Annotated in this window: 18 protein-coding genes; 8 read left to right on the forward strand and 10 right to left on the reverse strand. The window is 45.3% G+C overall.

The genetic code is table 11. The features are described 5' to 3' along the window. Positions 1–206 precede the first annotated feature (206 nt). Together ACMXYT_RS09485 and ACMXYT_RS09490 are read left to right on the forward strand one after the other, a co-directional pair. Entirely contained in the window at positions 207–866 is a 660-nt protein-coding gene (locus tag ACMXYT_RS09485) for a DUF4253 domain-containing protein (protein WP_415898469.1), read from the forward strand. Between the two features lie 164 nt (positions 867–1,030). Then, positions 1,031–1,897, forward strand: coding sequence for a DMT family transporter (locus ACMXYT_RS09490; RefSeq protein ID WP_415898470.1), 867 nt, complete (start codon positions 1,031–1,033; stop codon positions 1,895–1,897). Between the two features lie 127 nt (positions 1,898–2,024). Here the strand turns inward: ACMXYT_RS09490 and prpF are convergent, their stop codons facing one another. From prpF to ACMXYT_RS09520, 6 genes are all read right to left on the reverse strand, one after another. Beyond that, entirely contained in the window at positions 2,025–3,203 is a 1,179-nt protein-coding gene (gene prpF, locus ACMXYT_RS09495) for a 2-methylaconitate cis-trans isomerase PrpF (RefSeq protein WP_415898471.1), read from the reverse strand. Between the two features lie 257 nt (positions 3,204–3,460). Further along, entirely contained in the window at positions 3,461–6,064 is a 2,604-nt protein-coding gene (gene acnD, locus ACMXYT_RS09500) for a Fe/S-dependent 2-methylisocitrate dehydratase AcnD (protein WP_415898472.1), read from the reverse strand. Positions 6,065–6,187: 123 nt separating this feature from the next. Then, positions 6,188–7,315 (reverse strand): 2-methylcitrate synthase, encoded by a 1,128-nt coding sequence (gene prpC / locus ACMXYT_RS09505; RefSeq protein WP_415896018.1) that lies wholly within the window; start codon positions 7,313–7,315, stop codon positions 6,188–6,190. Positions 7,316–7,400: 85 nt separating this feature from the next. Next, entirely contained in the window at positions 7,401–8,294 is an 894-nt protein-coding gene (prpB, locus tag ACMXYT_RS09510; RefSeq protein ID WP_415887839.1) for a methylisocitrate lyase, read from the reverse strand. After that, positions 8,284–9,000, reverse strand: coding sequence for a GntR family transcriptional regulator (locus ACMXYT_RS09515; protein WP_415881527.1), 717 nt, complete (start codon positions 8,998–9,000; stop codon positions 8,284–8,286). The genes prpB and ACMXYT_RS09515 overlap by 11 nt, the downstream gene beginning before the upstream one ends. Positions 9,001–9,140: 140 nt before the next feature. Continuing rightward, positions 9,141–10,010: an alpha/beta fold hydrolase gene (locus ACMXYT_RS09520; protein ID WP_415881528.1), complete on the reverse strand. Its 870-nt coding sequence runs from the start codon at positions 10,008–10,010 to the stop codon at positions 9,141–9,143. 237 nt (positions 10,011–10,247) lie between these two features. On the opposite strand from ACMXYT_RS09520, the gene pabB reads away from it, so the two are divergent. The 3 genes from pabB (at position 10,248) to ACMXYT_RS09535 (ending at position 13,031) form a co-directional block, all read left to right on the forward strand. Next, the gene (gene pabB, locus ACMXYT_RS09525; protein WP_415898473.1) at positions 10,248–11,579 is read left to right on the forward strand and encodes an aminodeoxychorismate synthase component I; all 1,332 of its coding nucleotides are present in this window, start codon (positions 10,248–10,250) and stop codon (positions 11,577–11,579) included. Between the two features lie 13 nt (positions 11,580–11,592). After that, positions 11,593–12,054 carry a cyclic nucleotide-binding domain-containing protein gene (locus tag ACMXYT_RS09530; RefSeq protein ID WP_415891765.1) on the forward strand — a complete coding sequence of 154 codons (462 nt, stop codon included), beginning with the start codon at positions 11,593–11,595 and terminating at the stop codon, positions 12,052–12,054. A gap of 68 nt (positions 12,055–12,122) precedes the next feature. Next, positions 12,123–13,031: a hypothetical protein gene (locus ACMXYT_RS09535; protein ID WP_415898474.1), complete on the forward strand. Its 909-nt coding sequence runs from the start codon at positions 12,123–12,125 to the stop codon at positions 13,029–13,031. On the opposite strand, the gene ACMXYT_RS09540 is transcribed toward ACMXYT_RS09535, so the two are convergent. The 3 genes from ACMXYT_RS09540 to panD form a co-directional block, all read right to left on the reverse strand. Then, on the reverse strand, positions 13,003–14,184 hold the full coding sequence (locus ACMXYT_RS09540) for an HD domain-containing phosphohydrolase (protein WP_415898475.1): 1,182 nt from the start codon (positions 14,182–14,184) through the stop codon (positions 13,003–13,005). The two genes, ACMXYT_RS09535 and ACMXYT_RS09540, sit on opposite strands and share 29 nt — an antisense overlap. A 155-nt stretch (positions 14,185–14,339) precedes the next feature. Further along, a complete protein-coding gene (gene thrH / locus ACMXYT_RS09545) occupies positions 14,340–14,957 on the reverse strand; it encodes a bifunctional phosphoserine phosphatase/homoserine phosphotransferase ThrH (RefSeq protein ID WP_415887833.1) in 618 nt (205 codons plus the stop codon). Positions 14,958–15,186: 229 nt separating this feature from the next. After that, positions 15,187–15,621: an aspartate 1-decarboxylase gene (gene panD / locus ACMXYT_RS09550; RefSeq protein ID WP_415898476.1), complete on the reverse strand. Its 435-nt coding sequence runs from the start codon at positions 15,619–15,621 to the stop codon at positions 15,187–15,189. Positions 15,622–16,187: 566 nt separating this feature from the next. Between panD and metH the strand changes: the two genes are divergently transcribed. Continuing rightward, positions 16,188–19,838, forward strand: a complete 3,651-nt coding sequence (metH, locus tag ACMXYT_RS09555; protein ID WP_415901111.1) for a methionine synthase — start codon at positions 16,188–16,190, stop codon at positions 19,836–19,838. Between the two features lie 212 nt (positions 19,839–20,050). Further along, positions 20,051–20,857 (forward strand): transporter substrate-binding domain-containing protein, encoded by an 807-nt coding sequence (locus ACMXYT_RS09560; protein WP_415898477.1) that lies wholly within the window; start codon positions 20,051–20,053, stop codon positions 20,855–20,857. A gap of 502 nt (positions 20,858–21,359) precedes the next feature. Here the strand turns inward: ACMXYT_RS09560 and ACMXYT_RS09565 are convergent. Next, positions 21,360–21,578: an addiction module protein gene (locus ACMXYT_RS09565; RefSeq protein WP_415898478.1), complete on the reverse strand. Its 219-nt coding sequence runs from the start codon at positions 21,576–21,578 to the stop codon at positions 21,360–21,362. Positions 21,579–21,906: 328 nt separating this feature from the next. Between ACMXYT_RS09565 and ACMXYT_RS09570 the strand changes: the two genes are divergently transcribed. After that, positions 21,907–23,478 carry an inorganic phosphate transporter gene (locus tag ACMXYT_RS09570; protein ID WP_415898479.1) on the forward strand — a complete coding sequence of 524 codons (1,572 nt, stop codon included), beginning with the start codon at positions 21,907–21,909 and terminating at the stop codon, positions 23,476–23,478. The last annotated feature ends 86 nt before the right edge of the window (positions 23,479–23,564 follow it).

Consider the following 23,564-nt stretch of genomic DNA (forward strand, 5'->3'; position numbering starts at 1 on the left):
GTTAAGCTTTAAGCCACCGATCGGAAGAACACTCATAACACCGCATCAAAGAATATCAGTCACTTTCTTCCAACTACACGTAACTGCTCGACCCGTACTTAAAAAAGACTGATTAACTAAGCCACTCCCTTAGCAACTCAAACAGACTGATAAATCCCCCTCCCATTTCTGATACCATTACGCGAAACTATTCTTTAGGGCCGAAAATGAAATTCGTCAATCTTGATCCAGCTGATGCCTTCGCAAAAGCTATTAAGGCAAGCAGCAAAGATAACAAACTGGTGGTATGCGGTACTGAAGAAGATAAATCTTATATTGAAGAGCACCTTCTAGAAAGCTCGCAATCTCCAAAAGATATTATCCGCGCTGCTGCAAAGATCAAAGCAGCTACATGGCTCAGCAAACGACGCCAACTGTTAGAATCAGATGAGGAGTTAAACCTCGCAGAAATAACCGGCGAATTTAAAGCTGAATCAAGTGATAAACAAGGCTTTAATCTTGCGACAGACTTTGTCACAGGCGAAGCCGTAGATAATCTTTTAGGCGTCAAAATTAAAACCGACAGTAGCTGGAAGATCCCCGCTCATTTTAAGTTTGGTGGCTGGAACGCCTGCCCTGAACCAGAAGTTCACTGCGCCATGTGGAAACATTGGCAGCTAAAGTATGGCGCTAAGATTGTCGGGGTCAGCAATGACGTGATTGAAGCTTATATTACTAAGCCACCACAAACCGCAGAAGAAGCAATGGAACTGGCTTGGGAGCAATATCTATATTGTCCGGATATTGTAGATCAAGGCGTGGAAACAGTTTCAAAACTTGCAGAAGTTCTACTTAACCACGACTGCTGGTACTTTTGGTGGGATTAAGTTTAAAGACAGGCCAAGTTCGGTAGAAAACAGCTAAAAGCAGCAAAAGACTGATAGAGAAATAGCTTAAAGAGCTAAGCCCCGTTCTAACAGCTGAATAACTGGCCGTCAGAACAGACTTAGGGTACTGTCCTTACACCTACATACCTAATACCGAGTTAAGGATGACATTAAAATCCAAAGCACTTCTCATTGCTTTCCTGCTAGTAGGCTTGTCGCTCATACCTGTTGGGGACTCCGCCGGTAAACTGCTTGGCATTCAAGGTGTAGATCCACTATTTATTGCTTGGAGCAGGCTCGCTGTTGGCTTTGCGTTTGTTCTGCCCTTCTCTGGATTGACGATTAAAGAGGTCGGTCAACTCTTTAACTGGCGCTTATTAATCCGTGCAGGTTTATTCACCTGCGCTATCTTCAGCATGCTCACAGCGCTGAAAACCGAGCCTATCGCCAATGTCTTTGGTATCTTCTTTATAGGACCAATCGTTTCTTATTTTCTAGCCGGATTAATTCTTAAAGAGACAATTACACCGGCGCGCTCAATCGCTTTGCTTATAGGCTTTGCCGCTGTTCTGATGGTAGTAAAGCCAGGATTTAATATGGGAACAGGCGCACCCTTAGCACTACTAGCAGGTACGTGTTTTGGCTGTATGCTGGTGTGTAATCGATGGCTGGCCGGGCAATTTAGACCAAGACTCATTCTGCTATCCACTCTCTTAGCAGGCAGTTTGGCTCTGGCGCCTATAGCTACACCAACCATTCCCGCAGAATTGGATACCCATCTGGTCACACTGATCTTAGTTAGCTCACTCGCGTCTGCTATTGGAAATCTAATAATCCTGCAAAGCAGCAAACACCTAGAAGCCAGTATTGTTGCACCGTTCGTTTATTCTCAACTCATTATCGCAACGGCACTTGGCGTTGTTTTGTTTGATGAATGGCCTGATATGATCAGCGGTATTGGGCTCATCATTATCTTTTCTTCTGGTGTATGTTCTTTTTTCTTATCTAACAAAAAAGCGCCTAACCCATAAAATGATCATTTAGCTTTTTCCAGATAAAAAAAACCACGCTAAAAAGCGTGGTCGTTAAGGAAGAGCTGGAGTATCTACTCTGATAGGAAAATAGAACCCCAGTGAGCCCTTCAGGGTTACTCTAGAACTAGAAACTGTCTCCTGGAATGCGTAGATTGCCTTCCATAATTACACGGGCACTTCGGCTCATTACCGCTTTCTTAGCAGTCCAATCGCCGTTAACCTCTTCAGCGGCAGCACCAACACGCAATGTGCCAGATGGATGACCAAAAGTTACCGCTTCACGCTCACCACCACCGGCAGCAAGGTTAACTAAGGTACCTGGTACAGCTGCAGCAGTGGCAATAGCAACAGAGGCTGTGCCCATCATCGCATGGTGTAATTTGCCCATAGATAATGCACGTACACAGACATCAATATCGTTTGCAGAGATCTGCTTACCGCTTGATGCTTCGTAGTCAGTCGCAGGCGCAACAAACGCAATCTTCGGCGTATGCTGACGTGCAACTGCTTCAGAGATATCGCTGATCAAACCCATCTGCACAGCACCGTGTGCACGCATGGTTTCGAAACGCGCCAACTCATCGGCATTACCATTAATATCTTTCTGTAGCTCAGTGCCTTTGTAGCCAATATCTTCAGCATTCACGAAGATAGTCGGGATACCTGCATTGATGAATGTTGCTTTAAAGGTACCAATACCCGGCACTTCCATATCATCAACCAAGTTACCCGTTGGGAACATGGAACCTTCACCATCAGCCGGGTCCATAAACTCAATCACAACCTCAGCCGCTGGGAAAGTTACACCGTCCAACTCAAAGTCACCGGTTTCCTGCACTTCACCATTGGTAATTGGCACATGAGCAATGATGGTTTTCTTAATATTCTTTTGCCAAATACGAACTGTGCAGATGCCGTTTTCAGGAATACGCTCTGGGTCTACTAGCCCGCCACTGATCGCGAAAGCACCTACGGCTGCCGTCAAATTACCGCAGTTACCCGACCAATCTACGAAAGGCTTATTGATCGCTACCTGACCGAACAGGTAATCCACATCGTGATCTGCAACTGAACTTTTATCCAAAATCACGGTTTTACTGGTACTGGATGTTGCACCGCCCATGCCATCAATTTGCTGGCCGTAAGGGTCTGGGCTACCGATCACACGCATTAGTATGTTGTCACGAGCTTCGCCTGGCTCTTGCGCTACTTCTGGCAGATCCTGACGACGAAAGAAAACACCTTTACTGGTTCCGCCGCGATAGTAAGTCGCTGGGATTTTTATCTGTGGTACGTGTGACATAAACTTTTCCTACTTGATTCACACAGCTATCAAAAGCTGCTCTATCAATTCGAATAAAACGCTTAGTAACAATGACTGACATGACCTTGCATTCAAGGCCACATGCAGTCTCTACTCTGGCCAGTCATTGTTAGTAAAAGCTTTGCTTCTATTCTCGGCAAAATGATGGGCGCTGCTTGCTCGACTTTGAAACCCCAGCCCTACGTGAGCCTGTAGAGCTAGGATTTGCAAACAACGCCTATCGGAACTGCCTGCTATTAATTTCCTTCTAGGAAATCTTTAGCGAAACGCTGTAGAACACCACCCGCGTTGTACACATGTACTTCCGCAGCAGTATCCAAACGACAAGTCACTGGTACTTCTACCTTCTCGCCGTTAGCACGGTTGATGATCAAAGTTAGATCGCAACGTGGTGAGATATCACCAACGATGTCAAATGTCTCAGTACCATCAATACCGTAAGTGTTACGGGTATCACCCTCTTTGAACTGAACAGGTAGTACGCCCATACCAACTAGGTTAGTACGGTGGATACGCTCGAAGCCTTCAGCAACGATTGTTTCCACACCTGCAAGGCGAACACCTTTCGCAGCCCAATCTCGGGATGAGCCCTGACCGTAGTCAGCACCTGCAACGATGATTAGGTTCTGTTTACGATCCATGTAGGTTTCAATTGCTTCCCACATGCGGCTTTCTGTACCTTCAGGCTCGATACGCGCAAGGGAACCCTGCTTGATCTCACCGTTTTCGTCACGACACATTTCGTTCAACAGTTTCGGGTTAGCGAACGTTGCACGCTGTGCTGTTAAGTGGTCACCACGGTGAGTTGCGTAAGAGTTAAAGTCTTCTTCTGGAAGACCCATCTTCGCGCAGTATTCACCTGCAGCAGAACTCGCTTGAATCGCATTAGATGGGGACAGGTGGTCAGTTGTGATGTTGTCACCTAGAACCGCCAGCGGACGCATACCTTTCATAGTACGCTCGCCTGCCAATGCACCTTCCCAGTATGGAGGGCGACGGATATAAGTAGACATTTTACGCCAGTCGTAAAGCGGGCTTTCTGCGCGCTCAACGTCACCAAGATCGAACATTGGGATGTAGATCTGGTTGAACTGCTCTGGCTTAACTGCCTTAGCTACGATTTCATCGATCTCTTCATCTGATGGCCATAGATCTTTTAGTGTGATCTCTTTGCCATCAACAACAGCCAATACATCATTCTCGATATCGAAACGAACTGTACCTGCGATTGCGTAAGCAACTACCAGCGGTGGCGACGCTAGGAATGCTTGCTTGGCGTGTGGGTGGATACGCCCATCGAAGTTACGGTTACCCGATAGAACAGCTGTTGCGTATAGATCGCGTTCAACGACTTCTTTCTCGATAACAGGGTCTAGCGCACCGGACATACCGTTACATGTAGTACATGCGTATGCCACGATACCGAAACCTAGTTTCTCAAGTTCTGGTAATAGACCCGCTTCTTCCAAGTAAAGTTTCGCAACTTTAGAACCTGGTGCAAAAGAGGTTTTAACCCAAGGCTTACGCACTAGACCTAGCTCGTTTGCCTTTTTAGCAACTAGACCTGCAGCAACAACGTTGCGCGGGTTAGATGTGTTTGTACAAGATGTGATAGCAGCAATGATTACCGCACCATCTGGCATTAGGCCTTCTGCTTCTTCAGCTTTTGCTGCAGCCAACATATCTTCACCAGCAATACCGCGCTCATTTAGCGCAGTCGTTGGTAGACGACGATGTGGGTTAGAAGGACCAGCCATGTTACGAACAACGCTAGACAGATCAAACTCAAGTACACGCTCGTACTGTGCTTCAACTAGATCATCAGCCCATAGACCTGTGTGTTTCGCATATTGCTCAACTAGCGCTACCTGTTCTGGTTCACGGCCTGTTAGCTTCAAGTAATCGATAGTCTGCTCATCGATGTAGAACATACCCGCAGACGCACCGTATTCAGGTGTCATGTTGGACAGTGTCGCACGGTCACCGATAGACAAGGTCGCAGCACCAGGACCGAAGAATTCTAGGTAAGCAGAAACAACTTTCTCGTTACGTAGGAACTCAGTCATTGCAAGTGCGATGTCTGTCGCAGTGATGCCAGGCTGGCGTTCACCAACAATCTTCACACCTACAATGTCTGGTAGGCGCATCATAGAAGGCAGACCAAGCATAACGGTTTCTGCTTCTAGACCACCTACACCAATCGCGATTACACCTAGTGCATCAACGTGTGGCGTGTGGGAGTCCGTACCTACACAAGTATCTGGGTAAGCTACACCATCGCGGTTTTGGATAACCGGAGACATCTTCTCCAAGTTGATCTGATGCATGATGCCGTTACCTGCTGGGATAACATCTACGTTATCAAACGCAGTTTTACACCAGTCGATAAAGTGGAAACGGTCATCGTTACGGCGATCTTCAATCGCACGGTTTTTCTCAAACGCATCTGGATCGAAACCTGGCGCTTCAACTGCTAGAGAGTGGTCAACGATAAGCTGAGTCGGTACAACTGGATTTACCTTAGATGGATCACCACCTTGGTCAGCAATCGCATCACGCAGACCAGCAAGGTCAACCAGTGCAGTCTGACCAAGGATGTCATGACATACAACACGCGCTGGGTACCATGGGAAGTCCAGTGTACGTTTAGTTTCGATCAATTGTTTTAGAGAGTCGGTCAGCGCAGATGGCTCACAGCGACGCACCAGTTGCTCAGCCAAAACACGAGACGTGTATGGCAGTTTTGCATAAGCACCTGGCTGGATATCTTCAATCGCTTGGCGGGTATCAAAGAAATCTATAGAGGTACCCGGAAGAGGCTTGCGGTATTCAGTATTCATGGCACAACCTGTCAGGTTCATTCAAGCCGAGAGGGGTTAGCAAAGCTAATCTTTCAGCTTTTTATTATTCAAATCAGGACAGCGATCCGGCTGATAGCTCAAACCGCTGTCTACTGTCGTCTCTTATGGACGATCTTCGATAGCAACCCAATCAGCCGTTTCTGGACCAGTGTAGTCAGCAGATGGACGGATGATACGGTTGTTAGCGCGCTGCTCCATTACGTGAGCAGTCCAACCTGCCGCACGAGAACAAACGAAGATAGGTGTAAATAGCTTCGTAGGAATTCCCATGAAGTTGTATGCAGATGCATGGAAGAAGTCTGCGTTACAGAACAACTTCTTCTCGCGCCACATAACTGCTTCAACACGCTCAGAAACTGCGTACAGGTGAGTATCACCAACCTGCTCAGATAGCTTCTTAGACCACTCTTTGATGATCGCATTACGTGGGTCAGACTCGCGGTAGATCGCGTGACCGAAGCCCATGATCTTGTCTTTACGCGCCAACATACCCATGATCGCTTCTTCAGCTTCATCCGCAGATTTCCACTGCTCAACCATATCCATTGCCGCTTCATTAGCACCGCCGTGAAGAGGACCACGAAGGGAACCAATTGCAGCAGTCACACAGCTATGAATATCAGATAGCGTTGATGCACATACACGCGCAGTGAATGTAGACGCGTTGAATTCGTGCTCAGCGTAAAGGATCAAAGACGCGTGCATTACTTCAACGTGTAGCGGCTCAGGCTTCTCGTTGTGAAGTGTCCATAGGAACTGCTCAGCAATAGAATCTGCATCAGTTTCAACGTTTACACGTACGCCGTTGTGGCTGAAGTTGTACCAGTAGTTGATCATGCCAGGGAAGACTGCAAGCATGCGATCGATGTGATCGTGCTGCTCAGAGAAATCTTTCTCTTCTTCTAAGTTACCCAACATAGAGCAACCTGTACGCATCACGTCCATTGGGTGCGCTTCAGCAGGAATCTGTTCTAGAACTGTTTTTAGTGCTTCTGGCAGAGCACGCATACCTTTTAGCTTAGCTTTGTATGCATCTAGCTCAGCCTGATTTGGCAGTTTTCCGTAAAGTAGAAGATAAGCAACTTCTTCAAACTGCGCTTTATCAGATAGTTCTTTGATATCGTAACCACGGTAAGTCAGACCTGAACCTGTTTTACCTACAGTACATAATGCCGTTTCACCTGCAGACTGACCACGTAGACCAGCACCACCCAGTTTTTTGTCGACCATGATTATGCTCCTGTTTCCTATCTATGCGGGTTCTGCGACCCGCTTGCTAAAATCAATTAAGTAAGGCGTAAAATAAAAATAGCGCTTACTTGTTCTTACCTTCTGCGAACAATGCATCCAACTTCTGCTCGAAGTCGTGATAATTCAAGAAATCGTAAAGTTCCATACGTGTTTGCATAGTGTCGACAACCGCTTTTTGATCACCATCTTTTAGAAGGTGCTCGTATACATTAAGGGCTGCCTTATTAGCTGCGCGGAATGCAGACAGTGGGTATAGCACCATGCTTGCACCGTGTTCAGCCAATTCATCTTTATTGAATAGTGGCGTAGCACCAAACTCAGTGATGTTAGCCAATAGATGCGCACCATTGATGCCATCAGAAAACGCTTTGTAATCATCTAGCGTGTGCACTGCTTCTGCGAAGATGCCATCTGCACCTGCTTCTAAACATGCTTGTGCGCGCTCAACTGCAGCATTCAGACCTTCCATCTGGAAAGCATCTGTACGTGCTACAACAAAGAAGTCGTCATCAGTTTTGGCATCAACCGCTGCTTTAACACGATCAACCATCTCTTCAAGCGTAACAATCTCTTTGTTTGGACGGTGACCACAACGCTTTTGTGCTACCTGATCTTCAATGTGAACTGCAGCCGCACCTGCTTTGATCATCTCTTTAACTGTGCGTGCAATGTTAAAAGCACCACCCCATCCCGTATCAATATCAACCATCAGCGGAGTTTCTACTGCGCTGGTAATACGGCTTACATCTGCTAGAACATCATTCATTGATGTCATGCCTAGGTCAGGCAAACCGTATGAGTGGTTAGCGACACCACCACCAGATAAGTAAATTGCTTTATGACCTACACGTTCAGCCATCATGGCGTGATATGCGTTAGTCGTACCTACAATCTGAAGTGGGTTTGTTTCAGCTAGTGCTTTACGAAAACGTGCACCGGCAGACAGGTTATTGGACATGTTCTTCCCCTCTGGTTTCGGTCGCTGCGTTCAGTTTCTCTTCCACGTTTCGGCGTGCTGCACCTATATGTCGGCGCATGAGCATTTCAGCCAATTCCGGATCACGAGATTCAATCGCGTCTACAATCTGGCGGTGCTCTTTAAGTGCACGTTTTGGTCGTGAACTAGAGACACTGAACTGGTATCTGTACATTCGTACTAAGTGATATAGATCCCCGCCTAAAAATTCGAGCAGCTTCTCATTTTTGCTGCCGTGAACAATGCGGTAGTGAAAATCCAGATCACCCTCTTTTTGGAAATACGATCGGCCCTCTAGCTGTTCGACACTCTGTTCATGCTCATCTAATAGAGCACGCAGGCTATCGATTTCGTCTTGAGGCATATTCTCTGCTGCTAAGCGGCAGGCCATACCTTCAAGTGCTTCGCGGACACGATATATTTCAATAAGTTCTTTTGCCGACAGATTAACAACCCGCGCACCGACATGAGGCTTACGCTCAACTAACCTTAGCGCTTCCAAACGACGCATCGCTTCTCGCAATGGCCCACGGCTAATGCCGTATGTTTTGGCAAGCTCAGGCTCGCTGATCTTCTGACCGGGAGGAATATCCCCCACCACAATCGCAGTTACAATTTGTTCGCAAACGCGATCGGCCAATGTGCGCGTTTCTTGTTGAAACGCTTTATTGTCTGTTTTATCAGTCATAACAACCCTTGATTGAAGATTGTCGACAATCTTGAACTGAGACCAAGATACTCCTGCTAAATTGAGCCGTCAACTCGAAATAGCGAAAAGATTGTCAACACAATACAAAAGTTTAAGGGTTTTACCTTATCACTTCGTAATTATTTGTTAGTTATATAACGCTGTAACTCATCATTCATCACTCGCGCGATCTGGCGCGGCTTTTGAAACGGTAACGAATGATCAGTTCCAGCCATCAAAAAGTAGTGCCAATTAGGCAGACGCTCCGCCAGCTCTCGCTGGTACTGGTGCATAAGGTCGACACTGTTACCACCTATAAAGCTGGTCACATCACCTTGCGCCGCCACTAATTCTTCTCTATCTATCTGCTTTACTGCCTGTGTTACGCAGTCCAAAGCATTCGCAAAACCCTCAGGTCGTGCCCCTAATCTGCTGACAGTTAACTTTTCTACTTGCGGTGAAACTTTACGATTAGGCGAGATCGCGTCTAAAAAGTTAACAATACCCTTCTCTACCTGCACAGAACCTCTAAGATTCAGCGCCGCCTCCGAGAATTGGTTACGTAGCTCTATGGTGGTTTCCCAGCAAGGACGATCTAGCACCGCCGATTCCAATAGATACTGCTTACCAACACGATCAGAGTGCTGCTGTTTAAACAGCAGCGAGATTAAGCCACCTAAGGAATAACCTGCTAAATCAAACTGCCACCAGCCTAAGTGATCAACTAAGGCATTTAAGTCTGCAACCAGCTCCTGCGCTGCAAAGGGGTGTTCTTTCTTATCGGGGAAATAGGTATCACCCATGCCTCTTTGGTCAGGCACTAACACCTCAGACCATTGAGTTAAAAATGCAGTGATATGCTCCCAAGTATCAACCCCAGCAACACCTGCACCATGCAGTAAGACCAGCCTTCTGGAAGGCTTAATATCAGGATTTCGATAGATTCGATAAACAATATGCTGATCAGGCAAAGTAAGGCTTTGCTTATCAACACTAAAAGGATGCTTCATGTAGCAACAATACTCTTAATGCTTTAATAGATTTAATCTCATTCTAGCTGAACAGAGTAACCAAACCAGCATTTTGTCGACAATCTTTGGTATGAACGAAAAACAAGCAACGATTTTTAAAGGTTTTCAGTTGTTTTCACTTATTTCGTTGCGACAAAGCCTTTCACATAGACAGTTCCAATGGGGTTACATACAATTCACACACTTCATTCAATAACTAAGAATTAAGCCAGTTCATTGATCACCCAACGTTCTGTTCCGTATTTAGCTAACAGTGAAATTTACTTTGAGCGCCTTCGCCCTCTAGGTAATGCTGTATTTCTTGATAGTGGTCGCCCTAACTGTCCATGGGGACGGTTCGACATCATCGCGGCTGCACCGGTTGAAACCTTGAGCATGAATGCAGATCAACCTGCATTTGATGCACTACAAGATCTGTACAACCGCTATCAAAACCCGCAAGCGAAACAAGCAGACCTGCCCTTCCAAGGCGGTATCATCGGTCACTTTGCTTATGATCTGGGTCGATCCGTTGAAAACATGCCGGCGAAGGCAGAAGATTTTGCATCCCTACCCGACATGCAAGTAGGCATGTACCTATGGGGTTTAGTGGTTGATCACCATAAAGAGCAAGCTTACCTCGTTGCCGATCATCGCGTATCTAAAGAGCAACTCGACCAGATCGAACTGCAACTGACTCGAGCAACAACCTCGCCAAACGCTGATTTCCAGCTTGATAAAGCCTTTAGCGCCAATATCACTGAAGCGGAATATCAACAGAAGCTTGAGCAGATAGATAACTACATCCATGCTGGCGACTGTTATCAGGTTAACTTTGCTCAACGCTTTAATAGCAGCTATCAAGGCGACAGCTGGGAAGCCTATAAAAAGCTAAGAACCCATGCGCCAACACCCTATTCTGCTTACATCGATTTGGGTGAGCAGCAAATTCTGTCTCTATCCCCTGAGCAGTTCTTAGAAACTAAAGACGGGGTAGTAACGACTAAGCCGATCAAAGGTACGCGACCACGCTCATCTGATACGGCAGAAGATCAACTCCTCAAACAGGAACTTAGCGATTCACTTAAAGATCGCGCAGAGAATCTTATGATCGTCGATCTGATGCGCAACGATCTTAGTAAGGTCTGTCAGCATAACTCTGTAAAAGTACCTAAGCTCTTCAACATTGAGAGCTACGCCAATGTGCATCACAAAGTCAGCACAGTCACTGGCTACTTAAGTTCCGATTACTCGCCGATTGCTCTACTAAAACATTGCTTCCCTGGTGGCTCTATTACCGGCGCTCCAAAGATAAGAGCAATGGAGATTATCGAGGAACTAGAACCGCATCGTCGTTCTATCTACTGCGGGTCTATCGGCTATATCAGCCTATGCGGTCGAATGGACACCAGCATTACTATTCGCACCCTGCTTTGCGAAAACAATCAGATTTTCTGCTGGGCGGGTGGCGGGATTGTCGCAGACTCTGTTTCGTCCATGGAATATCAAGAAACCTTCGACAAAGTGAATAACTTGCTCCAATGCTTGGAAGCGACTATTCCTAACTAGAAGGAGTATATCTATGGCTAAAAACAAGACGCTCAGTAAAGAAAGTGCTCTAGCCATTCTGGATAAAGTGGCTTTATTCGACGATATGAACCGCAAGGACAAACAGCTTCTTGCTCAGTTTCATTGGTATTTCGTTGCTTACAAAACCGGAGATTATCTAACCGATGAAGACTCACTAGATAAACGCTTTTTTATCCTTTTGAGCGGCGGTGTCAATGTACTAAAAGGTACTTCTCAGCAACTAATAACCCAACTTTCACCTGGCGAGATAATTGGTGAGATATCTTTCTTAACCAATGAACCTCGAACAGCTAGTGTTATCGCTAATACAGACAGCACGGCGCTTGTTATCGACCAAGAATTGCTGGATGAGCTTCCGATAGAAACTAGAGAGAAACTCAAGGACCAATTGATCCTAAAGATGGCACTTCGTTTAAACCGAATGAACAATCGATTCGCACTGAGTCAGACCTAGCTAAATTTAACCTACATATCCCAATAGATTGCCTATACTTGAACTGTCGTGTTCCAAAAGGAATTACTATGCAGCGCAGCAGGCTATTATCAATCTCACTACTAATGTTTTATTTGGCTAGCCCTTATGCTGCTGTAGCCGATAAGCACCCATCAAAAATATCGACCAACGAAAAACCGATCATCGTATGGGCCAGAACCGATTTTGCTCCCGTATTCATCCTAAAAGGCAAATACAGCAATCAAGGTATCGGCGATGAAGCAATCAAGCTATTTAAGCGAAAGTTAAAACATTATCGTCATATCAGTAGCGATATGAGCCTAAAGCGCGCAATGCAGTTAGCTAAAGAGGGACAGATGATCTGCCATGTATCTTTAGTTAATTCGAAAGAAAGACAAAAATTTATGGATTTTAGTCAGCCATTAATGCGCTTGTACGCAAATGGCTTAGTGACCACAAAAGGAGCTCTACATAAATTTGGCGTCAGTGCAGACAAAATTAACCCTGTTAACCTTAACAGTTTAACCAAAAAGCCCCTTTCTATTAGCATTCATGATGCAAGAGCCTACTCTGCATACATCGACGAAATCATTCAAAAGAATAAAACTAAGCCAAATAGCATCTTTAAAGTTAAAACAGGCCAAAAAGATCAGGAAAGACTTATTCAGATGGTGCAGAACCATCGGTTAGACGCAATGATCGGTAGGCCTGAAGAAGCACAGTTTAGCAAGTTAGAGCACGATATTAGTGAAGATCTATATTTTGTTCCGCTTGAAGGCCAACCAGTAACAAGCATGGGGCACGTAGGATGTGCCAAAGGAGACTGGAATAAAGCGCTGATAAGCACGCTCAATCAGATGATCGAAAAAGATGAAGAGTTAAAAACAACCATCTATGAGTCCTACCAAAAATGGCTTCCTTCACAACTCAGGACTACCCGCGAAGCATTTAACTACCCGCTAGTTCCTCAGCCGTAGCAAGATCATTTTCAGCAATAAGATCGCTCATGGAATGAAGCATCAAATCAGCACTGGATGGGAACACATCTTCCAGCTTGAAAGAGATCCTTTCAAACATATCCTGTAGATCCAAAAACGCATCCACAACTGCTGGATCAAAATGGCTACCGCGACCGGAAACAATGACATTAGTCACGCGTTCATGATCAACAGCATTTTTATAAGGCCTGCGTGAGATCATCGCATCATAAACATCAGCCACCGCCATCAAACGTGCAATCAATGGGATGTTTTCACCTTTCAAGCCTTGCGGATAGCCTTCTCCATCCCAGCGCTCGTGATGACTTAAAGTCACTTGCTGAGCCAGCTCCAAAAACTTAACCGCTTTGCCGCTGGATGAACTATCCAGCAACTGTTGAGCCGAAGTTACTGCCTGATAACCTAAAACCGTATGAGTTTTCATCACACGATACTCTTCAGCTGTTAATTCACCCGGTTTTTGAAGGATATGATCTGGAATTCCCACTTTACCGATATCGTGCAGAGCTGAAGTCTTGTAGTACAGCTCAATCGTCTCAGCATCCAGCTCGTCATGATAAGCAGGATTCTTATAAAGGTGCTCAGCTAATGCTTTTACATAGTGCTGAGTTCTAAGAATATGGTTCCCGGTAGAATGGTCACGGATTCTAGCAATCGTCGCCAAACATAAGATAGCCGCATCTTGAACGGCCAATAGTTCTGTGACATCAACTAGATCACCAGCAGGTACTGCACTCGTAGGCACATCTGTTGCTGCACGCGATGTAAAGTTCTGCTTGAGTTTAGCCAAGCTGATATAAGTTTTGCACTTGGCATTTACAACCGATGGAAAAAACGGCGGTCTTAGATAATCAGAACATCCTACTTCGATAGCGAACTCACGGTAATCTTCCTCTGCATTGTTCCAAACTAAAATGACCGGAACATGCAGATGCTCATACTGCTGGATAGCCGTAACTAATTCAGATTCGTCATACTGGCCAACAAGGTCATGATCAAGTAACACTAGATCACTATCTACACACACCTCCCTCAAGCAAGAAGATATTTCCAGTTGATAGTCCTCAGCCAAAATACCAACCAATTGGTCGGATAGAAGAGAATTAGCACTGATAATCTTTGCCAGAGGCATAGGGTAAACACCTTAAATAAGAGGAAGAATAAATCCGGCGCTTAAACGACGACGGGAAATATATTAACAAAAACTAATAAGAAAGGCTTGGGGAGAATGCCTAATCTACTGCCCAATATAGACTTTTTTGAGCAGTAGATTAAGTAGGAAAGAGCTTACAGGCTTAGATCGCGGTTACTTGCCTTGATAAATTCTTTCTTCAGATCTTCGTACGTGTGCACTGCTGGGAACTGAGGGAACTCAGCAATTACATTATCAGGCGCGTGGAACAAGATACCCGCTTCTGCTTGCTTAAGCATAGTTGTATCGTTGTAAGAATCGCCCGCAGAGATTACACGGTAGTTCAACAACTGGAATGCACGAACAGACTGACGCTTAGGATCTTTCTGACGCAAAGTGTAGTCAGTGATACGGCCATCTTCGTCTACTTCTAGCTTGTGACAAAGAAGTGTTGGAAAGCCCAGCTGACGCATTAGCGGCTGAGAGAATTCGTAGAACGTATCAGATAGGATCACAACCTGAAAACGCTCACGCAACCAGTTAACAAACTCAACTGCACCTTCTAGAGGCTCAAGTTTGCTGATAGTTTCTTGAATCTGCGGCAGTTTTAGACCGTGTTCATCAAGAATGCGAAGACGCTGCTGCATTAGCTCGTCGTAACAAGGAATATCACGAGTCGTCGCTTTTAATTCTTCAATACCAGTTTCTTCAGCAAAAGCGATCCAGATTTCTGGGATCAATACCCCTTCAAGGTCAAGACATGCGAGTTCCACGTGTAACTCCTAATATTGTATTTTGGTGTGCTTATTATGTTTGCCTAAGCAATATTCTGGGCGCCAATTTACCCGCAATAGCCCTACCATGCAAGGCGATATTAGGCCTAAAAATTCATACCTCAGTGGGATTCACTACAAACATATAGACAAAAGAAAACCCGCACTCGGCGGGTTTTCTCTAAACAAAAAAGCCACTCAACGGTGAGTGGCTTTTTAAAAATCTTGATCAGATATCTTTCGGCTGAACAGGAATTGCGCGTTTCATACCTGTTAGCACGTTTCGCTGATGAAGCTCTTCATCAGTTGCGCCTACGCCGCCATCTGACTTCGCATTTTCAAAGTAGCAAAGTGTTGGCTGGTGTTCTTCAACCTCTTTGTCGTCCAGTTGAACGTAAGAAGCGATGATCAGTAGATCACCTTTACTTGCTTTATGCGCTGCCGCACCGTTAACAGAGATAATACCGCTGTTCTCTTCTGCACGGATTGCATAAGTAGTAAAGCGTTCGCCATTGTTGATATTGTAAATATGAATTAGTTCATATTCACGAATGCCTGACTTATCAAGCAACACACCATCGATCGCACATGAACCTTCGTAGTGAAGCTCAGCGTGAGTTACTGTTACACGGTGTAGCTTGCACTTTAAGAATGTCTGCAGCATAGACTAAATCCTGCGTTTGCTCATCTTTACCAGGGTTTACCCCGGTTGCCCCCTTTCGCTACTCATCTCAGCTTTTGGCCGAATAAATATGAGTAACACATCAACGCTGTACCTGTTTCTACCCTTTTTAACGGTATGACAGGAAAGCTCGTCCACAAAAAACGGCATTTTAACCAGTATTTTGCGCTGCACATAATACGAAAAACGTCTAAAGGACTGACATTTTTGCCCTTCGAGATATATTCGCACTGCACAAAGGGCGGCTATTCTACCACCATCTGGGAAAATATTAAGGGGTTATTGAGCATTCTTTAGCACAAACAGATTTAATACCCGCCCCTCATATAGGACCCAATACTAAAGACATAGCTAAATTAGTGCTATTTATTAGCTTTGCTCAGCTCAAATTGAGCGAAGTTCATCAATAGATTAACTTTCCTCACTCCCTTTCTTAACTAATTGATTTACAATAGCGACCTTATTCTAGTAGTCGCTGATTTAGGTATTTAACTGTGACCGATAAAACTTTGATTGAAACGCTTTCAGAGAGCCTTAAAAAACGCATTATGATTCTGGATGGTGGTATGGGCACCATGATTCAGGATTACAAGCTTGAAGAAGCGGATTACCGCGGCGAGCGTTTCGCAGACTGGCACATTGAAGTCAAAGGTAATAACGACCTTTTGGTACTGACTAAGCCAGATATCATCAAAGCGATTCACAAAGAATACCTCTTGGCCGGTGCTGATATCATCGAGACCAATACCTTCAACGCGACCCAGATCGCTATGGCTGATTACGAGATGGAATCACTCAGCCGTGAGATCAACGTAGAAGCAGCGCGTCTAGCGCGCGAAGCTTGTGACGAAATTACAGCCGAAACCCCGGATCGCCCACGCTATGTAGCAGGTGTGCTTGGCCCAACAAACCGTACTTGTTCTATCTCTCCCGATGTAAACGATCCGGCGTACCGTAACGTTTCCTTTAATGAGCTAGTTGAAGCGTACACAGAATCAATCGACGGATTGATTGAGGGTGGTTCTGACATCATCCTAATCGAAACTATTTTCGATACTCTAAATGCTAAAGCGGCTATCTACGCGGTAGAAACTTACTTCGAAGAAAACGACATCCGTCTGCCAGTGATGATCTCCGGTACGATCACCGATGCATCCGGTCGTACCCTATCCGGTCAAACAACCGAAGCTTTCTGGAACTCCGTTCGCCACGCTAAGCCAATCTCTGTTGGTCTTAACTGTGCCCTAGGTCCTAATGAGTTGCGTCAGTATGTAGAAGAACTGTCTCGTATTTCTGAAACTCACGTTTCTGCTCACCCTAACGCAGGTCTACCAAACGCCTTTGGTGGTTACGATGAAACACCAGAGCAGATGGCTGAAGAGATCGGCGAATGGGCGCAGTCAGGCTTCTTAAACATTATCGGTGGTTGCTGTGGTACGACCCCAGCACACATCAAAGCGATTCGTGAAGCGGCAGAAAAAGCTGAACCGCGTCAGCTTCCTGAACTACCAGTAGAGTGTCGTCTGTCGGGTCTTGAACCTATGAACATTGGCGAAGATACCCTATTCGTTAACGTTGGTGAGCGTACCAACGTTACTGGTTCTGCGATGTTCAAACGTTTGATCAAAGAGCAGGACTACGAAACAGCACTGGATGTTGCTCGCCAACAGGTTGAAAACGGTGCACAGATCATCGATATCAACATGGACGAAGGCATGTTGGATGCTCACGCAGCGATGGTTAAGTTCCTTAACCTAATCGCATCTGAGCCTGACATCGCTTGCGTACCGATCATGATCGACTCCTCTAAGTGGGACGTTATCGAAGCTGGTCTGCAGTGCATCCAAGGTAAAGGTGTTGTTAACTCAATCAGCCTTAAAGAAGGTGAAGAGAACTTTATCGAACAAGCGAAAAAGCTTCGCCGCTACGGTGCCGCTGTAGTGGTAATGGCCTTTGATGAAACAGGTCAGGCCGATACTTACGAGCGTAAGATCGAGATCTGTGAACGCTCCTACCGTGTTCTTGTCGATAAAGTGGGCTATCCACCAGAAGACATCATCTTCGATCCAAACATCTTTGCCGTAGCAACCGGTATCGAAGAGCACAACAACTACGCCGTAGACTTTATTCAAGCAACAGGCTGGATCAAACAGAACCTACCTTACGCGAAGATCTCCGGTGGTGTATCCAACGTATCCTTCTCCTTCCGTGGTAACAACCCGGTACGTGAAGCGATCCACTGTGTGTTCCTTTACCATGCAATTCAGCAAGGCATGGATATGGGTATCGTTAACGCCGGTCAGTTGGCAATCTACGATGATCTTCCAGAAGAACTTCGTTTAGCAGTAGAAGACGTTATCCAGAATACCCGTGAAGACGGCACTGAACGCCTACTGGATATTGCGGAGAAATACCGTGGCGATGGTTCGCAACAAGAAGATACTAAAACGCAAGAGTGGCGCGAGTGGGACGTTAATAAACGTCTTGAGCACGCACTGGTTAAAGGTATCACCGAATTTATCGAAGACGACACAGAAGAAGCACGTCAAAACCACGACCGCCCACTTCATGTAATTGAAGGTCCATTGATGGATGGCATGAGCGTGGTGGGTGACCTGTTCGGTGCCGGTAAGATGTTCCTGCCGCAGGTAGTAAAATCTGCACGTGTAATGAAAAAAGCCGTTGCTTACCTAATGCCGTTTATCGAAGAAGAGAAAGACGGCGCGAGCAGTTCTAACGGTAAGATCGTACTAGCAACCGTTAAAGGTGACGTACACGATATAGGTAAAAACATCGTGGGCGTAGTACTGCAATGTAACAACTACGAGATCATCGACCTTGGCGTAATGGTGCCGGCAGAAACAATCCTGCGTACTGCACGTGAAGAGAACGCTGATCTAATCGGACTGTCTGGTTTGATCACACCATCTCTAGACGAGATGGTTCACGTTGCCAAAGAGATGGAACGTCAGGAATTTAATATTCCTCTACTGATCGGTGGTGCAACTACATCTAAAGCCCACACAGCGGTTAAGATCGATCCGGTATTCCATCGCGATCAAGTAGTCCACGTAACCAACGCATCCCGAGCAGTAAACGTTGCTTCTAGCCTGCTAGGTGAGAAGAAAGAAGGTTACGTAAAAGAGATTCAAGAAGAGTACCAAGCGGTACGTGATCGTCACGCTGCCCGTATGAACGACAAGCGTCGTGTCACACTTGAAGCAGCACGTGAAAACAAATACCAGATCGAGTGGGATAACTACACTCCACCAGCACCGCTAAAACCGGGCATTCATGTATTTGATGATATCGCCCTAAGCGATATTCAAGAGTACTTCGACTGGACGCCGTTCTTCCACTCGTGGGAGCTAGCGGGTCGTTACCCTCGCATCCTAAATGACGAGATCATCGGTGAAGAAGCGACTCGCCTATTTGCAGATGCTCAAGCGATGCTAAAAGACTTGGTTGATCAGAAACTACTAACCGCTAAAGCGGTTGTTGGAATCTTCCCAGCGAACAGCGTTAACCACGACGATATTGAGCTATACACAGATGAAAGCCGCAGCGAAGTACTGATGCAGCTACATCACCTGCGTCAGCAAACTGAAAAAGTCGCTGGCAAAGCTAATATGTGTCTAACCGACTTCGTAGCGCCAAAAGAAACTGGCAAGCAAGATTACCTTGGTGCCTTTGCGGTCACTGCAGGTCATGGCTGTGATGAATTGGTAGAGAAATACGAAGCGGACCACGATGACTACAACTCCATCATGGTTAAAGCTCTGGCAGACCGTTTTGCCGAAGCCCTAGCTGAGATGATGCACGATAAAGTTCGTAAAGAGATCTGGGGTTACGCATCGGACGAGCAGCTATCCAACGAAGATCTGATCGCCGAGAAATACAAAGGCATCCGCCCTGCGCCAGGTTACCCTGCGTGCCCAGAGCACACAGAGAAAGGCCTGCTTTGGGAACTGCTAGACGTTGAGAAGAACACTGGCATGACCATCACCGACTCTTACGCAATGCTGCCAACAGCAGCGGTAAGCGGCTTCTACTTCAGCCATCCTGAATCACAATACTTCGGTGTTGCGAAAATCAGCGAAGACCAAGTAGAAAGCTACGCGAAGCGTAAAGGTATGGAGATGTCAGAAGCTGAGCGCTGGTTGGCACCTAACTTGGGTTATGAGCCTGAGGAGGGGTAGCGCCGGAGGCGTTTAGAACGCCACTTCGTGGCTACTAGTTTTAGAGGCTAGTTGCTAGAAAAAAAACCGAACCTTTTGGGTTCGGTTTTTTTATATTTGATGAACTCACCTGGCCATTAATAAGAATGAAAAATAGTCCCTATAATCTTTTATTCTTCACTTCACACTTCAGCTACAATTAGTAGACATGCCCCTTTGGAGAAGCCATAAAAGTGAATGCAGTAGATTCGATAAAAGGGAGTAAGTCTCTAAAAGCTAGTAAAAGCCTCACAAGCATTTTAGCTCTTCTATTTTTATTAATGCCCCTATCAGGCCTGGCTAATGAAGATGACCCAATTCTTTGTGGTATGGCCATTGGCTATCCCCCTTTTCAGTATTTAGAACAGAATAAATACTCCGGGATTGATGTTGACGTCATAAAATTGATTGCGAAAAGGGGAAATCTCAATTTATCGATTAAACATGGTCATTGGGACGATATCGTAAGCTTACTTCGCTTTTCTGAATTGGATTGCGTAATAGGCATGGAGATAAATGAATTGCGGCTAAAATACTTTGACTTCTCTTACCCCTACTACAATCGCTATACCGCAATTTTTGTTAAAGCAGACAGAACTGATCTAACTGAAGTAAATGATTTATATGGTCAGATAATATCGGGCGATAGACACTCTCTAATCGAAAACAATTGGACGAATCAACGTGTTAGAGATTCTTTCAGAATAATGCAAACTGATAGTAAGAGAGAGTCCATGAACTTACTCAATAAAGACTTAATTGCTGCAGCAATTATGCCTCGTTCAGTAGGGTATTACTTAGCAAAAGATATAGGGATTAGAGTTAAGATTATAGAACTAAGTGAACAAGGAGCTCCGGTTGGTATATCCGTAAAAAAGGGTAACTCAGAGCTATTAAACGCTCTAAATAGGAATTTACATCAGCTTATAAAGGAGGGTGAAATAGATAAACTTTTTTCAACATACCAAAGAGATCTGACGTACCTCGAACCGGAAAATTAAAAGGGTAAAAGTGGTTACTGTGATTAAGCGCAATACTAACCACTATCAGTTGTTGTAACTACCAATCACTAGATACAGCATAACAATGGGATTAGGTCTTGCATTGTGCAGAACTTGCTGATTTTTGGTCCACTACCAAATAGCCTACATCAAAACATATTAAAGGCTTCAAAGTAAAAAATTTATTCCCAACCTATACACCTTTCCGCTCCTCCCAATACCCCGGCTTTTGCCGGTTATGCATAACAGCCAAGACCAAAATGACTTCTGTAGATGGGGTATAGATGACTGAAAAAGGGAATTTATTTAGAAGGAACCGACGTGTTCTTGCACTAAAAACAGGCCACGTAATTGGTTGTTCTCGGATAAGCCTAAATGAATATTCAAGCTAGATAAGAAAGTCATCGCCTAACCCTTGGGCTTGCTCTTCATACCATTGGTATGCAGTTCTGACTTCTTGGCTCACATCCGGGTGAAATTTGATCTCTGGCATCCTAGCCCTTTACTTTACCTGCTGTTTTATCTCTTCCCAAGATATCGCTTTAGCTTCGCCAGATAACAAAGCATCATGACGCTTTTCAACTAATTCTTTCCAAGCTTGCTCAGAACCCTCATCCTGTGCCGAATCCAGTGATTCAATCAGACGATGAGCTACAAGCGCCTTCTCCTTTGGGGACAAGGAGTCTATTTCATCAATAACTCTTTCGAATGCAGCTGACATAGAGCCTCCGATTAATTTCTGTTCTCAGTCTAGCATTACAGGATATTCAAAGCACATAGCAAAATATGTTTAACCGGACGGCTGCGGCTAGGAAAAACCATTGCTCCGATCCCCCCTTTAAAAATCTGACTCCCATTTACCAAAAACTCACCTTCTCGGATTTATTTAAAGCCTGTTTTATTGATCTACTCAATGGTTTTAAACCATACAGAAAGTTAAATTTGTTAATCATATATTTCTATTTCGTGACGAACGGAACACTTCGGGGCTACATGATAATTCCTGATAATTCGTCCATTTATTCATGAACCTGAGGAGTAAAACAGAAGTGGATATCAACCAACTCGACAAACTAGAGCAGGCTACACTCTTCGGCAGACCTGAAATCGTCAGGCTGGGCTACGCAATCCTCTTCATTGTAGGGGTCATTATGTACAGTTACTCGACAGTGGGTAACGTTCCAAACGGAATAATGCTTGTTGCAGCGGCCATGATCGGTGGTTATATGGCGATGAATATCGGTGCTAATGATGTGGCAAATAACGTTGGTCCAGCCGTTGGTTCCAAGGCATTATCATTGACCGGTGCCATTATCATTGCTGCAGTTTTCGAAGCTGCGGGGGCTTTACTGGCCGGTGGTGATGTCGTTAGTACGATCAAAAAAGGGATCATTAATCCTGAAATAATTCAGGATGCGGATACGTTTATCTGGCTAATGATGGCCGCCCTTCTCTCTGCGGCTATATGGCTTAATATCGCCACGTCATTAGGTGCACCTGTTTCGACTACCCACTCCATTGTGGGTGGCGTATTAGGTGCCGGTATGGCTGCTGGGGGCGTTGCCGTCGCCAACTGGGACAAAATGGGCATGATTGCCGCCAGCTGGGTTATCTCTCCGGTTATGGGTGGGGTGATTGCAGCCTCCTTCCTTATGTTCATCAAAAAGAACATTACGTATCAAAGCGACATGATTGCCGCAGCGAAAAAATGGGTGCCTATTTTAGTGACTGTCATGGCTTGGGCATTCTCTACTTACCTTGCCCTGAAAGGTCTGAAGAAAATCTGGAAGCTAGACTTTGCCACTGCGGCAATTATTGGTGCAGCAGCAGCGGCTGTCGTCTATGTAATTGTAAAACCCATGATCAAATCTGCTGCCGATAAACTTGAGAACACTAAGGATGCCGTTAACTCTTTATTTACCATTCCTTTGATTTTTGCCGCGGCACTGTTGAGCTTTGCTCATGGTGCGAATGACGTTGCTAATGCGGTTGGCCCGCTTGCAGCCATAAATGATGCCATTATGAGTGGTGAAGTATCTGCCAAGGCCAGTATTCCAATATGGGTAATGATGATTGGTGCCCTTGGTATCGCGCTTGGCTTAGCCTTATACGGTCCGAAACTGATCAAAACGGTAGGTTCTGAAATCACAGAACTCAACCAGATGCGCGCTTTCTCAATCGCAATGGCAGCAGCGATTACCGTAATCATAGCTTCCCAGCTAGGACTACCAGTATCTTCAACCCATATTGCCGTTGGTGGTGTTTTCGGTGTTGGCTTCTTGCGTGAGTATTTGAAAGCCAACTATGCGAAGAAAATCGCAGAGATACACGCACACCATCCAGAAGAAGACGAAGAGAAGGTTCAGCAGTTCATCGATACATTCGAGAATGCGAGCATCGAAGAAAAAGGCCTGCTGCTTAAACAGCTAAAAGAGCACAAAGCGTCTGCTGAACTGAACAAGAAAGAGCGCAAAAGTCTGAAAAAAATCTACCGTACGGAGTTAGTTAAACGTTCGGCATTGTTAAAAATCGCTGCGGCCTGGGTCATCACCGTCCCCGCGGCAGGCATCATGGCAGCCATTCTTTTCTTCACATTACGAGGAATGATGCTAGAAATATAGATATAGCCTATTTTTCAATAAGTTAAATACTCAATGTAATTCTACCTTTTAGACTGGTTATTTTTAAAAATCGAAAGGGGCAACTC

This window comes from Neptuniibacter sp. QD37_11 (assembly GCF_047778105.1).
In the GTDB taxonomy this organism is placed as follows: Bacteria; Pseudomonadota; Gammaproteobacteria; order Pseudomonadales; family Balneatricaceae; genus Neptuniibacter.

Excerpts from the sequence above, each read along its gene's own strand:
- ACMXYT_RS09485 (WP_415898469.1), top strand. The coding sequence starts at position 207 with ATGAAATTCGTCAATCTTGATCCAGCTGATGCCTTCGCAAAAGCTATT.
- ACMXYT_RS09490 (WP_415898470.1), top strand. The coding sequence starts at position 1,031 with ATGACATTAAAATCCAAAGCACTTCTCATTGCTTTCCTGCTAGTAGGC.
- prpF (WP_415898471.1), bottom strand. The coding sequence starts at position 3,203 with ATGTCACACGTACCACAGATAAAAATCCCAGCGACTTACTATCGCGGC.
- acnD (WP_415898472.1), bottom strand. The coding sequence starts at position 6,064 with ATGAATACTGAATACCGCAAGCCTCTTCCGGGTACCTCTATAGATTTC.
- prpC (WP_415896018.1), bottom strand. The coding sequence starts at position 7,315 with ATGGTCGACAAAAAACTGGGTGGTGCTGGTCTACGTGGTCAGTCTGCA.
- prpB (WP_415887839.1), bottom strand. The coding sequence starts at position 8,294 with ATGTCCAATAACCTGTCTGCCGGTGCACGTTTTCGTAAAGCACTAGCT.
- ACMXYT_RS09515 (WP_415881527.1), bottom strand. The coding sequence starts at position 9,000 with ATGACTGATAAAACAGACAATAAAGCGTTTCAACAAGAAACGCGCACA.
- ACMXYT_RS09520 (WP_415881528.1), bottom strand. The coding sequence starts at position 10,010 with ATGAAGCATCCTTTTAGTGTTGATAAGCAAAGCCTTACTTTGCCTGAT.
- ACMXYT_RS09530 (WP_415891765.1), top strand. The coding sequence starts at position 11,593 with ATGGCTAAAAACAAGACGCTCAGTAAAGAAAGTGCTCTAGCCATTCTG.
- ACMXYT_RS09535 (WP_415898474.1), top strand. The coding sequence starts at position 12,123 with ATGCAGCGCAGCAGGCTATTATCAATCTCACTACTAATGTTTTATTTG.
- ACMXYT_RS09540 (WP_415898475.1), bottom strand. The coding sequence starts at position 14,184 with ATGCCTCTGGCAAAGATTATCAGTGCTAATTCTCTTCTATCCGACCAA.
- panD (WP_415898476.1), bottom strand. The coding sequence starts at position 15,621 with ATGCTGCAGACATTCTTAAAGTGCAAGCTACACCGTGTAACAGTAACT.
- metH (WP_415901111.1), top strand. The coding sequence starts at position 16,188 with ATGATTCTGGATGGTGGTATGGGCACCATGATTCAGGATTACAAGCTT.
- ACMXYT_RS09565 (WP_415898478.1), bottom strand. The coding sequence starts at position 21,578 with ATGTCAGCTGCATTCGAAAGAGTTATTGATGAAATAGACTCCTTGTCC.